This window comes from Geodermatophilus sp. URMC 65, from assembly GCF_053502545.1.
Window position 1 is genome coordinate 3,104,823 of record NZ_CP199954.1, and the last position, 13,898, is coordinate 3,118,720.

6 protein-coding genes are annotated in these 13,898 nt (G+C 68.4%); all 6 read left to right on the forward strand.

Annotated elements, in window-relative coordinates; translation table 11 throughout:
• The first annotated feature begins 53 nt into the window (after positions 1-53).
• The 6 genes from ACWIX7_RS15075 to ACWIX7_RS15100 all read left to right on the forward strand — a co-directional run bounded on the left by ACWIX7_RS15075 (position 54) and on the right by ACWIX7_RS15100 (position 13,669).
• Positions 54-4,763, forward strand: a complete 4,710-nt coding sequence (locus tag ACWIX7_RS15075) for a DEAD/DEAH box helicase (protein WP_448617259.1) — start codon at positions 54-56, stop codon at positions 4,761-4,763.
• Positions 4,760-6,271 carry an NERD domain-containing protein gene (locus ACWIX7_RS15080; RefSeq protein WP_448617260.1) on the forward strand — a complete coding sequence of 504 codons (1,512 nt, stop codon included), beginning with the start codon at positions 4,760-4,762 and terminating at the stop codon, positions 6,269-6,271. The genes ACWIX7_RS15075 and ACWIX7_RS15080 overlap by 4 nt, the downstream gene beginning before the upstream one ends.
• Entirely contained in the window at positions 6,268-9,453 is a 3,186-nt protein-coding gene (locus ACWIX7_RS15085) for a helicase-related protein (protein WP_448617261.1), read from the forward strand. The genes ACWIX7_RS15080 and ACWIX7_RS15085 overlap by 4 nt, the downstream gene beginning before the upstream one ends.
• Positions 9,434-11,239, forward strand: coding sequence for a DrmB family protein (gene drmB, locus ACWIX7_RS15090; RefSeq protein ID WP_448617262.1), 1,806 nt, complete (start codon positions 9,434-9,436; stop codon positions 11,237-11,239). Before ACWIX7_RS15085 ends, drmB begins: the two co-directional genes overlap by 20 nt.
• A 723-nt stretch (positions 11,240-11,962) precedes the next feature.
• On the forward strand, positions 11,963-12,511 hold the full coding sequence (locus ACWIX7_RS15095; RefSeq protein WP_448617263.1) for a hypothetical protein: 549 nt from the start codon (positions 11,963-11,965) through the stop codon (positions 12,509-12,511).
• 816 nt (positions 12,512-13,327) lie between these two features.
• Positions 13,328-13,669 carry a hypothetical protein gene (locus ACWIX7_RS15100; RefSeq protein ID WP_448617264.1) on the forward strand — a complete coding sequence of 114 codons (342 nt, stop codon included), beginning with the start codon at positions 13,328-13,330 and terminating at the stop codon, positions 13,667-13,669.
• Positions 13,670-13,898 lie beyond the last annotated feature (229 nt).

Consider the following 13,898-nt stretch of genomic DNA (forward strand, 5'->3'; position numbering starts at 1 on the left):
AATGCTTGGTGCAGCAGGCGTCGTAGTGGGCGCCGGCAAGCGCTGATATGGGGATGTCAGTGAGCAAGGACCTGTGGCGGCCCGACGTTGCGCTGGTCCGGGAGGTGCAGGACCAATTCGCGGCTCAGATCGCCGCTTGCGAGCAACAGCCGCGGCTGATCGAGGAGCAGGCGAATCACGAGGAGTCCATCAGGACCGGCGGTTACGCGCACCGAACGCTGCTCGAGCTCGTCCAGAACGCTGCGGACGCTCTTGCGGGCGCTGCCGACCTCGCTGACGAGGCTCGGGTCGAGATCGTGCTCGACGCACGTACCTCCACCTTGTACTGCGCGAACTCGGGCCGGCCCTTCTCGAAGTCGGGCATCACCGCTGTCACAATGGCCTACCTCAGCGGCAAACGGGGAGACGAGATCGGCAGGTTCGGTCTCGGCTTCAAGTCCGTCCTCGCAGTCACCGACGCTCCTCAGGTCTTCAGTCGCTCGGTCTCCTTCGAGTTCAACTCGCCGGAAGCCACTGCTGCCCTGCGCCGCATCGCGCCGGCGGCTCGGCGCCTGCCCGTGCTGCGGACGGCGACTCTCATCGATGCTGCGGCGGAGTTCGATCGCGATCCGGTGCTCGCGGACCTGGCCACATGGGCGTCGACGGTCGTCAAGCTGCCGCGGGTGACCGACATCCAGCGGCTCGAGAAGGAGATCCAGGAGTTCCGGTCCGAATTCTTGCTCTTCGTCGGCGCCGTGCGCGAGGTGCGACTGCGCGTCCTCGGTGAGGGCGGCTTCACCACGAGTCATGTGTCGAGGGACCTTGGTGCCGGGAGCTTCAAGATCGAGCGACCGGACGGCTCTGGCGACGAGTGGCTGGTCGAGAGCCGGATGCACTCGCCGTCGGCGGAGGCCCGCAAGCAGGTCGGGGAGGCCGTCTCCCGACAGCAGGTGAAGGTGACCGTCGCGCTGCCTCGAAACCTCGGCAACCGGACGGTCGGTCAGTTCTGGTCGTACTTCCCGCTGCAGGACCAGACGACCGCCACCGGCCTCTTCAACGCGCCATGGAGCGTCAACGACGACCGGACGACCATGCTGTCGAACGGCTATAACCAGGAGATCCTCAAGACGCTGTCGGAGATCTTCGTGGATCTGCTGCCGCGGCTGTCCACGGCCGAGGACCCGGCTGCACATCTGGACTACATGCCGGCTCGTGGCCGCGCGAGCGAGTTGAGGGGCTTCGGCGACGAGCACTTCACCCAGAACATCCCCCGCCTCGCCGCGGAACGCGCCTTGGTGCCCGACGCCCGAGGAACACTGGCGCATCCGCGAGACCTGCGTCCCCTCGACTTCGAGATGACCGTGCGCGAGGACGTGCACCGGGCCTGGTCCCACTCGTCGAACACCGGATCGGACGTCCCTCACTTCCGCTGCTACGCCACCCCGACCCGCATCGCCCGTCTGCGCGACCTCGTCACGCTGGCCAATCTCGAGGAGAACTTCGACGCCCGCGATCGTGACCTGCGCAAGGCGCTCGAGACGGCTCCCAAGCGCGGACTTCTCAGCTGGCTGAGGGAGTGGGCGGCGGGCAGCGATCCGGTGTCCGCAGCGAACGCATTCAGAGTCGCGTTCGACCTGCACGGCAAGTTCGAGGCCGACAAGGCCCGGGTCATTCCCACCTCTGACGGCCTGCGCTCGCTCGCTGACAAGGACGTCGTCTTCCTGGCGAACGAGGAGGACCTCGAGGTCGAGGGTGCCGTCTTCGTCGATCCCGACTTCCTGGCGCAGGCCGGCGTGCGTGCCCAGCTGACGCGTGCGGGCTTCCGTGGACTCGATGCCCAAGCGATCCTCAGCGCGAGGCTCGCCCGACTGACGGAGGAGGACGACGACGAGGCGCTCACGAAGCTGTGGGACGCGACACTGGACCTGCCGACCCGCGCGGCTGTCGAGATTTTACGGGCGCAGGCCGCGAAGGTGCGCGTGCCGACCAGGGACGGCGGATGGGCCGCACCCGCCCTCGTCTTCGACGTGGAGGGGCTTGTCGGGCCGCAGTTCGACGCGCGCATGCTGGATCGCAGCCGCTGCCAACCCGACGTCGCCGGCCAACTGGGGGTCGTGCATGAGCCTCAGGGCGACTACCGACTGGAGGACGAACCGGCGTTCGAGCAGTACCGGGCTTGGGTGCTCGATTCACTGAACCGTCAGCTGGGGCCAGGGGAGCGAGCTGTCGAGAACGTCGAGTTCTCGCGGACGTCGGGCCCGGGTCCGTTCTCCATGTTGCTCATGCTGGAGCAGGCTGGAGCCGCCGAGGCCCTGCGCGAGAGCTGGACGCTCGGCCTCCTCGCACTTCGTGATCACACATGGATCTGCGAGGACCTCGCGACGAATCGCGACCACGAGGTGCCCTCGCCCGCTCAGTGGGCCATCGCGCGCGCGGGTCTCATCCCCACCTCGCGAGGGCGAAAGGCACCCGCGGACGCCGTAGCGCCGTCGATGGTGCGCTACGACGGTCTGTTGCCGCTGTTCAAGGGCCCCGTGGCTCTCGCGGAGAAGCTGAGTCTGCCGCGCGACCTCGACGCCGTGCCCGCCCACGTCTTCGAGCAAGCGATCGGGGCCGACCTGTTCCCCCCGACCCTGTCCGACGCAGTCCTCGTCGAGTTCACGCTCGCCGCGGCTGAGGTCGCGTTCCCGGGTCGCAAGCCGCCGCGCATCCCGGCCCGCATCAGGAGGGCCGTGGAGTCGAGGCCGCCCAACACGGTCTACCTGGCCGTGTCCGAGGAGCAGGCCGCCTACCTGGCGTCGAAGGATCGTCCACGTCTGCAGGTCACCGAGGAGCAGGCAGACCTGCTGGTCGCCCAGGTCGGATGTCGTCGCTTCGAAGACAGCTTCGCCTTCTCCATGCAGATCGAAGGCCAGCTGGCCCCGGAACCGCTCCTGGACGTCTTCACCGGCCTGCGCAACACCCGGTTCGAGGATCGGTTGCTCAACATCAGCCTCTCGCGCGCAGGCCACATCGCGAAGCGGGTGACCACCGAGGAGGGCGTGGAGGACCAGTCCCTGCCTTGGTTCCTGGACGGGACCGAGCTGGTCGTCGACCGGCGCGTCGAGGATCGGCGCCTGCTGGAGATCGCCTCGCAAGCGTTCGGACTCGACCTCAACAACGCCGACGTCTCCAGCGTCCTCCAGGCTGGCCTGGACAGGCGCCTCGCAGAACTGCGGGAGGAAGCCAAGGCCGCACCGACCGATGCCGACCGCCTGGACGTCTACTTCGGGCCGGACGACCTCAGGGATGCGTTGCCCAAGGGCTTGTGGCAGGCGCTCGAGCTGCAGGGTCTCGTCGACGAAAGGACCTCGGTATCCGAGCTGTTCCTGACCGTCTACGGGTCCGACTCCGTCAAGCTGCTCGCCGACCAGTTCCGGCAGGAGGGCTTCTCCGACGTTCCGACGCAGTGGGCGGGTGGCGCCTCGACGATCTCCTGGCTCCGACAAATGGGCTTCGGCGGTGAGTTCGCCGGGCGACGCAACGAGCGGCAGGAGGACGAGTTCGTCGTGCCCGGAGCGGTGCGGCTCAACCCGCTGCACAGCTTCCAGGAGGACATCCGCCGGCAGCTGAGCGAGGTCCTCACAAGCCAGCACGAGACCGGTAGGCGGGGCAAGGCGATGGTGGAGTTGCCCACCGGCGCCGGCAAGACGCGCGTGGCCTGCGAAACGGTTCTGCGCCTGTTCATCAGCGGCGAGCTCGAGGGACCGGTCCTCTGGATCGCCCAGTCACAGGAGCTCTGCGAACAGGCAGTGCAGACCTGGAGCTACATCTGGCGCGGGCTCGGAGACGAGCGGCCGCTGACCGTCGGCCGGCTCTGGGAGTCGAACGTGGTCCACGAACCGGACACCGAGTTCAGCGTCATCGTGGCCACGGACGCGAAGCTCCTCGTCGTCCATGAGGACCCCGAGTACGCGTGGCTGCGCAGTGCCGCCGCTGTGATCGTGGACGAAGGACACCGCGCGGGGGAGTCGCGGATGTACACGCGGCTGTTCGAGTGGCTGGGAGTCGCGGGTCGGCAGTGGGATCGGCCCTTGGTCGGGCTCTCGGCCACGCCGTTCAAGGGCAGGTCGACGAGCGGGACGGAGTCGCTCGTCGCCCGCTTCGGCAGGAAGAGGTTGACCGCCTTCGACGGCAACCCGTACGAGCAGCTCGCGGACCTGGGAATCCTGGCTCGCGTCCAGCACCAAGTGCTGGACGGCGTACAGGTGACGCTCGACGCGGACGAGGTGCGTGAGGCGCGGTACCAGCGCCGCGTCAGCCCGGCGGTGCTCGACCGGATCGGGCAGAACCAGCAGCGTATGGCCGTCCTGGCCGACCACGTCATGAGCCAGGACGAGTCCTGGCCCATCCTGGTGTTCACACCCAGCGTGCTATCGGCGCAGGTGCTGGCGGCGACCTTGCGTTACCGGGGGCGGACGGCGGCGGCCGTCAGCGGACAGACCGGTCGACAGGAGCGGCGCGACCACATCGAGAATTTCCAGCGCGGCAAGGTGCAGGTGCTGACGAACTGCGACCTGCTCATCCAGGGATTCGATGCACCTGGCGTGCGGGCTCTCTACATCGCACGTCCCACCTTCAGCCCCAACGCCTACATCCAGATGGCCGGCCGTGGCCTTCGAGGCCCCGAGAACGGCGGGAAGGCCGAGTGCCTCATCGTCGACATGGCCGACAAGTTCGGCGAGGTCGACGACTTGCTCGGCTACCGCGAGTACGAACAGCTGTGGCGGGAGGGCGGCGAGTGATCGTCGTTCCGGATCTGACCGCGATCGAGAAGACAGCCACCAGCGACGCCGAGCGACGCCTGGCCCGTCTACTCCGGGACGTGACGGGCGACGACGACGCCGTCGCCTTCCACTCGGTGAAGCTTCGTTCCCACGAGTACAAGCAGCAGGCGGAGGCCGACTTCGTCCTCCTCTGGCGGGGTGTCGTCATCGTCGTCGAGGTGAAGGGCGGCGGGGTACGCAAGCACGAGGGCGTCTGGTACTCGGTGGACAGACGGGGCGACTGGCACCGGTTACGGAGCTCTCCGATGGACCAGGCCCGTACTGCCGCCTTCGCGCTGCGGGACATCCTCAAGGAGGAGGGAGTGGCGTGGTTCCCACACGAAGCGGTCGTGGTGACGCCGGACATCGAACGGCCGCAGAACTCGGTCGAGTGGTCCTCCACTCACTGGTGGGCGAAGGACGAGATGACCGTCGCAGACATTCGGGCATCGCTCGACGCCGTCGCGGGGGCAGCTCGGCAGCCGTCGCCGAGGACCCGGACCGCGAGGTCTTCCGACCTGCGCGTGCGGCTCTTCGGGGAGTTCACCCGCCTGCCGGTGCTGGACGCGCAGCGCGGTGCCGTTCTCGAGGAGCAGAGCCGTGCAACCGAGGGGCAGTGCAGGGTCTTGGCCGCCCTTGCCCGTAGTCCACGGCTGCTCGTCCAGGGTGGCGCGGGCACCGGAAAGTCTCTGGTCCTGGCGGAGGCCGCGAAGCAGGAAGCGGATCAGGGTCGCCGGGTACTCGTGACCTTCCGCTCCCCCCACTTGAGTCAGTTCTTCGACGCGCACCTGGGTGACCGACGCGTCGACGTCGTCCCGTTCGAGGCGCTGCCGAGGGGCAGGCGCTGGGACGTGGTTCTGGTGGACGAGGCGCAAGATCTCATGAACGCCAAGGACATGGACGCCCTGGACGCGGTGCTCGAGGGTGGTCGCGCCGGGGGCCGCTGGCGCATGTTCCTCGACCACAACAACCAGGCCCACGTGGACGGCACGTTCGACCGTGACGTTCACGCGCTCGTGAGTGCGGAGGCAGTTCCTGTCGACCTCGACACGAACGTGCGGAACACGCGCGCCATCGTGCACATGGTGCAGACGTATCTCAGGGCTGACGTCGGTGACCCGGGCATCGTCCACGGAGAGCGCGTCGTCTGGCACGAAGTGCACGACGACAGGAACTTCACCGATGCGGACGACCTGGCGGAGCGACTCGTCAGCGACGGGGCTCGCCGCGGCAACGTGTTGATCATCCGGGTGGCCTCCGACGAGCCGCCCGCTCGTAGTCCGCGAGGCTTCCTCACTACCAGCCCGCGCTCGGTGAAAGGCCTGGAAGCCGACCACGTGGTGGTGTGCGACCTCCCAAGCACGTTCGACGACATCGGCACGGCCAGCTTCTACGTGGCCGTGACCCGCGCTCGCGTCTCACTCCACCTCGTCTGCTCCCCGGCGGACAAGGAGAGACTGAAGCGCCTGCTGAAGGAGCTCCAGTGACGCTCACCCCGGCTCAGCGTGAGGTCCTCGCGCACCTGAGAGCCAGCTGGATCGGTCCGGACGGTGGGCCTACGGAGTGCGTGACGAACCTGCCCAACCGCCAGTACGCGGTGGGCATGCTCTTCCCGGCGGATGCGACGGCCTCTGCAGAAGCCACGGCGGACGGCGCAGATCCCGACGTGTCGGCCGATGTGCTTCCGGGCGAGGTCGAGGAGGCGGACGCGGGCGTGCCACTGGCGGAGGACTGGAGGCCTTCGTCGGTTGCCGTCTCCTTCCTGACCGATGCGGCCTCCGTCGAGGCCAGCTTCTCCGGGGGTACCTACGCCTTGCTCGACGGCGACGGGCCACGGCGGTGGCAGCGGCGGCCCTTCGCCTTCGAGGGTTTGGTGCTGTCGCGCGCCACACCCAAGCGGGACGTCATGGCGGGTGACGTGCCCGTGGAAGTGGGTTCGCGCTGGCGGAGCTTCGCGGGCGGTAGACATCTGGTGACCGTGCACGCTCGCGTTCTGGCCAAGTCGACGGGCGACGATCGCCTCGACATCCCGTCGATGTTGTTCCAGGTGTCCCTTGCGGTCAGCCCTGCAGCGGGTGGACGCATCCACGAGTACGACGCTCTCCGTGGCCTGGACCTGGACGCCGAGGCGCGCGAGATCCGACTCCGATACCGAGCGCGCAAGGTGTTCGCCGTCGGACATGGCATGGCGGCCGACTGGCTGGTGCAGGACGGAGTCTGTTCCGGTGTCTCGCTTGACCCCGTCCCCTCGTTCGTCGTCCCGGCCGTCGAGACGACGGGGTTCCCGACCGGCACTGAGGAGGCGCAAGCACTCGAACTGGCGCACCTGGCAACGATCGATCGCTCGCCGGAGCACGTGCTGCCGAGCTTGGACGCCTTCGTGGGGGCCTTCGAGAACTGGATGCGGGAGCAGGAGGAGCGCGTCGCGGGCTTCGAGCGATCGGCCGCGACTGCACACACGATCGTCGAGCGTTGCCGCGCGTCCGCTGAGCGCATGCGCGCGGGCGTCGAGCTCCTGCGTAGGGAGACGACAGTCCGGACGGCCTTCGCGCTCGGCATGACTGCCATGCGGTTGCAGATGCGCCAGGCCTCCGTCCCGCGCGGAGATCGGCAGAAGCCAATGACGGAGCCCCAATGGCGCCCCTTCCAGCTCGGCTTCCTGCTCGTGACGCTGGCCTCGACGCTCGACGAGCAACACGACGACCGGGAACTCGTGGACCTCATCTGGTTCCCGACGGGCGGCGGAAAGACGGAGGCCTACCTTGCCTTGGCCGCGGTCGAGATCTTCCGTCGTCGTCTGACGGACGGCGCCAGCGGCGGCGGTACAGCCGTCCTGACCAGGTACACCCTTCGGCTCCTCACTGCGCAGCAGTTCCAGCGAGCCGCCTCGCTCGTGTGTGCCATGGAGCTGATGCGCGGGCAGGGCCGGAACAGCGACGACCGCGTACGGGGCATGAGCCGTTTCTCCATCGGGTTGTGGGTCGGTAACGACGTCACTCCCGGATCCAGGAGCGAGGCAAAGGGCGCGCTCGACAGACTGCGCAAGGCGGCCCACCCGGAGCAGGCGAACCAGTTCCAGGTCGAGGCCTGCCCGTGGTGCGGAACCGCGCAGGTCCCGCGGCAGAAGTCCCTCGACCCGCGGGCGTACGGCTTTCGACTCGACGGGAAGGACCTGGTGATCCACTGCACCAACGTGCACTGTGACTTTCACGAAGAGCTGCCGGTCCAGGTCGTGGACGAGGTGCTCTACGAGCAGCCGCCGACCATCCTCCTCGCGACCGTCGACAAGTTCGCGCGGCTGCAGTTCAAGCCCGAAGCGGGCCGGCTGCTGGGCATCGGCACGACCTTCAGGCAGCCGTCGCTCGTCATCCAGGACGAGCTGCATCTTCTGTCAGGGCCGCTCGGCACGACCGTCGCCGTCTTCGACGCCGTCATACAGCTGCTGCTCGGGCGATCTGGCGGTCGGCCCAAGATCGTCGCTTCCACGGCCACCATTCGCGCCGCCGCCGAACAGGTGCGAGGGCTGTACGGACGACAGGTCGCGCTCTACCCGCCTGCCGGGTTGGACGAGGACCGTACGTTCTTCTCCCGGCCGGTCGCGAGTGGCGAGGGACGTCTCTACGTCGGGCTGATGCCGCAGTCGATCTCACAGGCTTCTGCCGTCGTGGCAGCAGCTACGCCCCTGCTCGAGGTTCCCGAGGTCCTGAAGCGCGAATCGCCGGCGACGCCACGCGACGCCTACTGGACCGCGGTGATGTACCACAACAGTCTCCGGGAACTCGGCCGCACGGGGACGCTGGTCGTGGACGACGTGAACGGTCGGCTCGAGCCACGTTCCGAGCGACTCTCACTGGACCTCCGCCGTGTCCGAGCCGACCGCGTGCTCGAGCTGACCAGCCGTCGCGGACCCGAGGAACTGCCCAACGACCTGCGGGAGCTGGGCCGCAGCGTGGACCAGACGGACCAGGCGGTCGACGTGGTGCTGTCGTCGAACATGCTGTCGGTCGGCATCGACGTGCCTCGACTGGCACTGATGCTCATGGTGGGTCAGCCGAAGACGACCGCCGAGTACATCCAGGCGACGAGCCGCGTCGGACGCGGCGACACACGCGGGGTGGTCGCAACGCTCTTCAGGTCCAACCGTGCCCGCGACAGGTCGCACTTTGAGACCTTCCGCGGGTATCACGATGCGCTGTACCGCGGTGTGGAGCCCACCAGTGTCACTCCATGGTCGCTGGCATCTCGGGACCGATCACTGGCAGGAGCCCTGGTGGCGCTGCTTCGGCAGTCCCTGACCGAGCTGGCGCCCAATACCGCTGCCCGTCGATTCGACCTCGACGATGACCACCTCAAGGCAACAGTGACGAAGTTGGTGGACGGCCTGCTGCAACGCGTCGTCGCCGCGGATCCGGACGAGTACGAGGAGACCGAGGAGCATGCCTGGCGGCTGATGCGGGACTGGGATCGCCGCGCAGCACAAGCACGAGAAGCCGAGGTCGAGTTGGTCTACGACCGCCGTCCGGGCCACGACCTGGGTCTGTTGAAGAGGTTCGGCCAGTCAGGAGAGGGCTGGCTGGTGGCGGACTCCATGCGGTCCGTGGACCCGAACGTCGCCGTCGAGGTGCAGGAGCCGTTCGAGGAGAGGTCCTGTGGAACCGATCAAGCATGACCTGCGCCTGTCCGAGGTGATCTCGCCCTTCGGGGTCGGCGCCATCGTCGATGTGCGTGGCGAGTCGCTGATGGCACCGGACACGTCCTGGTGGCACCGGCCGCATGCGCCGGAGATCCACTGCGAGCGGCTGTCCCTGCGCCTGGGCGGCGGCGAACTGCGTCAGCCGCCCGCTCACGCGGGACGGTCGGGCAAGGACACCAGAGGGCTGACCTACTGGCGCTTTCCGGCCTGGCGCTTCTGCGAGCGCTGCAGCAAGTTGTCGCAACTGACAGGGAAGAGCAGAGGTCGCTGGAGCAACACCTGCGGCTGCGGCGGGGCGCTCGTGCCCATGCGCTACGTGGCCGTCTGCACCAAGGGCAGCCACATCCAGGACATCCCGTGGTTCATGTGGGCCCACCGGGGGGCGGACCGCGCCGTTACCGACGCCGTTAGGCACTGCCGTGCCTACAAGGAGTTGAGCTTCGTCCGTTCCGCCAAGCAGGGTGAGGGCCTCGCGGCGCTCCGCGTCTCCTGCGCTGCCTGCAAGCGCTCCCGCCCGCTGTCGGAACTCGTCCTGAAGGACGCCTTGTCGCGGGACGGCATCCGCTGCGCCGGCACGCAGCCCTGGGAGGACACAAGTCAGGCAGCGCCGTGCGAGCACAAGCTAGCGGCAGCGCAGCGCGGTGCGACCAGCAACTACATCGCAGAGCGCCTGTCCGCGTTGGACATCCCTGAGGAGCGACCGGCATCGCTGGAAATGCTCGACAAGGTCAAGGCGCACGTGTACTTCGAGAAGGTCGTCGCCGACAACGGGGGCCCTCAATCCGAGATGGTCGCGGGTTGGATTGCCGACGAGCTAGGCACAACGAAGGAGGTCGTCCTCGGCCTCGCCGCCGGCGGAGAGCAGGTGCCGACGGACGCCCCACTCCTCGAACTCAAGGACGGGGAGTGGGCGGCCTTCCTGAAGAAACTGGACGCCGGCCGAGACCGAAGCAGCGGCGACTTCGTGGTGGACGGCATCCCCGTCGAACCCCGTCATGGGTGGCCGGTCGCCCTGACCGACAGCCTGGTGTCAGTCGGTCAGGTCCGACGCGTACGCGAGGTGCGTGCACTGCGCCGCTTCCAACGGTGGAACACGGACGCCGACTTCATCGGCCCCGACCTGGGAGCGGATCGCCGGCGGCGACCGGTGTACCCCGCAGTGGAGATGTTCGGTGAGGGCATCTTCCTGCGCTTCGACGAATCGCTGTTGCACGAATGGGAGCAACAGGACGCCGTCGCCGCCCGAGCCGACATCCTCCGCCGGCGTCGGGAGGAGTCGCCCTGGGCGCAGCGGCTCGACATCCCTGAGCCGCGCTTCATCGCACTGCACACCATCGCGCACCTGCTCATCCGACGGCTGGCCTTCGCCAGCGGATACTCGTCGGCCTCGCTGCAGGAGCGGATCTACGCCCAGACCGACCGTCCGGACCGCACGGCCGGCATCCTCGTCTACACCGCGGCCGGCGACGCTCAAGGCACCCTCGGAGGCCTGGTGAGGCTGGGGACACCCGCTGCCCTCATCCCCTTGCTTGCAGCCGCCCTCGTCGACGCTGACGTGTGTTCCAACGATCCCGTCTGTATCGAGAGCGACCGGCAGGGAAGCGAACAGCTGAACCTGTCCGCATGCCACGGCTGCACCCTCATCAGCGAGACCTCGTGCGAGACGTCGAACCGCCTGCTCGACCGCCAGCTCGTCCTCGGCGGCAGGCATGTGAAGGGGCTGCTGGAGGCTGTCCTGACGGAGCTCCGCAGCGCCGAGTGACCGGAACCGGCCACGTGGCACGCACTGAGCGGAGATTGCGAGTGCCGCGGCGCCGGGCCGCGGTCCCCCGGCCAGCAGCGCAGCCGCCTCCGCGCAGATCCGGCAGCAACAGCGCTCGGACCCAGGGGACTGCCCCTTGCACAAGGGACTGGGGGAGCGATGCGGACCAGCGGTGCCCCTCGACCCCAGGACGAGCCGTGGGGGCCATGCACGCGTTAGGTGGTGCACCAGGCTGGTCGTGACGTGGGCGCGAACGCGCGGAGAAGGCCTGGGAGTCGGAGGTACGGGGCGACACTCCATTAGGACACCGGTAGGACACCGGCCTACAGAAGCGGCACGGGACCGCATCCTGCGTCCCGCACCGAGACGTCCCTACCCTGACTAGGCGCCAAGAGCGACAGCGGCCGGCCTCCCACCGGGAGACCGGCCGCTGTCGTTGTCGGCGCGCGGTTAGACGCATGCCACTCACCCAGGCCGAGGCCGACGCGCCGCTCGAGGAGTTCCGGACCTTGCTCGCCCGGCTCTCCGAGGTGGCCCCGCGCCGGAGTCACCCGCCCCGCTGCCCACGCCGCTGTCCCTGGCGGGGTAGGCGGTAGTCGGGCAGGAGGTCCTCCCCGGGGAGTTCGACAACCGGCGGCCGCGCCGTCCGGACACCACGCTCTACCGGTCGGACCGCATCCGACCGCGCAGTACTGGCTGTGCAAGCTCGAGGACAATCCCACCATGACCGATGCCGACCGCGATGCCGACCGTGCGCACCGGACGCGGTTAGCCGTGCTGAGCGCACTCTCCGACGTCTCGGCCGACTTGCCGCGTCTGGTCACCGTGCTCGCCGACGCCGAAGACGACGCCGACGCTCTTCGCCTCCTGCAGGCCGCGTACGACCTCACACCGGTGCAGGCCCAGGCGGTGCTCGACGCGCAACTTCGCCTCCTCACCCGGGGACGGCGCGCGTCGCTGGCGCACGACCTGCAGGTCCTTCGCGAGGCGCTGGCTGCGCCCTGGGACCCGCCACTCGACGTCCACGTCAGCGGCGACTCACCCCGCCACGTCGCCGTCGCCCTTGAGGACGGCGAGCACCGGATCCGGAGCACGGGGCGGCGGGACTGCCTCAACCAGATCGTGCGCCTGGTCCGCGAGCAGGTAGCTCTGCCGCATCTGCGCCGGGTGATGGTGACCACCAGCCTGCGCGGCGGGCCGACGCGCATCCTGATCGATCCGGTGGGGGTCGCAGAGTTCTTCTACGACGACGCCCGTCCCAATCCGAGCTGACCTCCGCTTGGCCGCCTGGGCAGGATGCCACCGGCGGATTAGGTATCCGCAAGCGCAGCGCCTGACCTGCGCTTATACGGCTGGTGGTCGCGGCGTGGTCGCATCGTCCAGTGCCCGTGGCACGGTTGGTGAGGAGGCTAGCTTCGCTGGCTTGCGGTAGTGCCTCTCCGAGGGCCTCCAGCTCAGCGCATGTGCTGGGCAGCAAGTCCTCTCGCATCTCGACCATGAGCGCGTTGAGCACCTCCACGGCCTTCTGGCTGTCGCCATGGCCGTGGACCTCGCCAAGGGTCCTGATCGTGCGGCTACTTGCCGCTCGAATCGCCTGCGGCGCGACAAGGTGAATGCGGCGCAGGCTGACCAGGAGAGTGCCGCGTCTGGCGGGATCCGCAATGGCGCCGCGGAGGGCGGAGCTTGGCGTGCCAGAGTCGCCGATCAGGTCCAGCGTGGCCTCGTCGACCTTTTCGTAGGCGCTGTGGCGCTCGTCGAGCACCTAGCTCTCGCGAGCGCTTTGGGCAGTCCGTCGAGCGACGATCCACGCAACGAGGCCTGCTATTGCTGCGCTGGCCACGACAACTCGTCCGACAGGTCGTCGTCTTGCAGCCCCTCGTACGGCCCGTCGATGGCCGTCGGTTCCCCGTCGACCGCCCGTTGGCCGTACTCGTGCAGCGTGTCGCAGGCCGCGGCGTCCGCGTCGCTCAGGTCAGAGCCGCAGCCGCAGCCGCAGCCGCAGCCGGGACTACTGGAGTAAGAAGTCGTTGCGGAAGTCTGGCTTGGCTTGCTCCCACCGACAGGTGACGCAAGTCAGGCGGCTGTGGCGTGGCCCGCCGACCCTGCTGGCGTACTTCCGCAACGACTTCTAAGTACGAGCTGGGCTGGCACGTCGCCCCGACGGCGAACCAGCACGACGCGATCGCCGCGGTCGAGTTCGCGCTCTTCGAGCCCGCCCGCCTGGCCGGGCTGCCGTTGCTCGACCTGGCCGAGTGCGACGAGCAGGGCGGCGTGGTCCCGCAGGTCACCATTGTGACTGACAACGGCGGATCGTTCCGCTCGTTCCGCCTCGAGGCGTTCATCGCCACCTGCCTCGAGCTGCGGCCGCGCGTACCCGGGCGAAGACACCCGGGCGAGACGGCTCACGTGAGCGCGGGTTCGGCTCGCTGATGTACGAGAAGCTCTTCCTCAAGGACTACCGGGTCGAGTACAACACCGTGCGCCCCTACGAGGCGCTGGCCTGAAGCCGACTCTAGACACGTCCACCTGGGCCTGGTCGCCCCGCTGATCCCCAAGTTGCCGAGACCGAAAATCTGCCAGCCGCTTGATGCGGGACAAGAGTGCTCACCGACCGGCGTGGGTGATGGGCTGTGGATGCTGCCGGGGCGAGGAGCGGTTC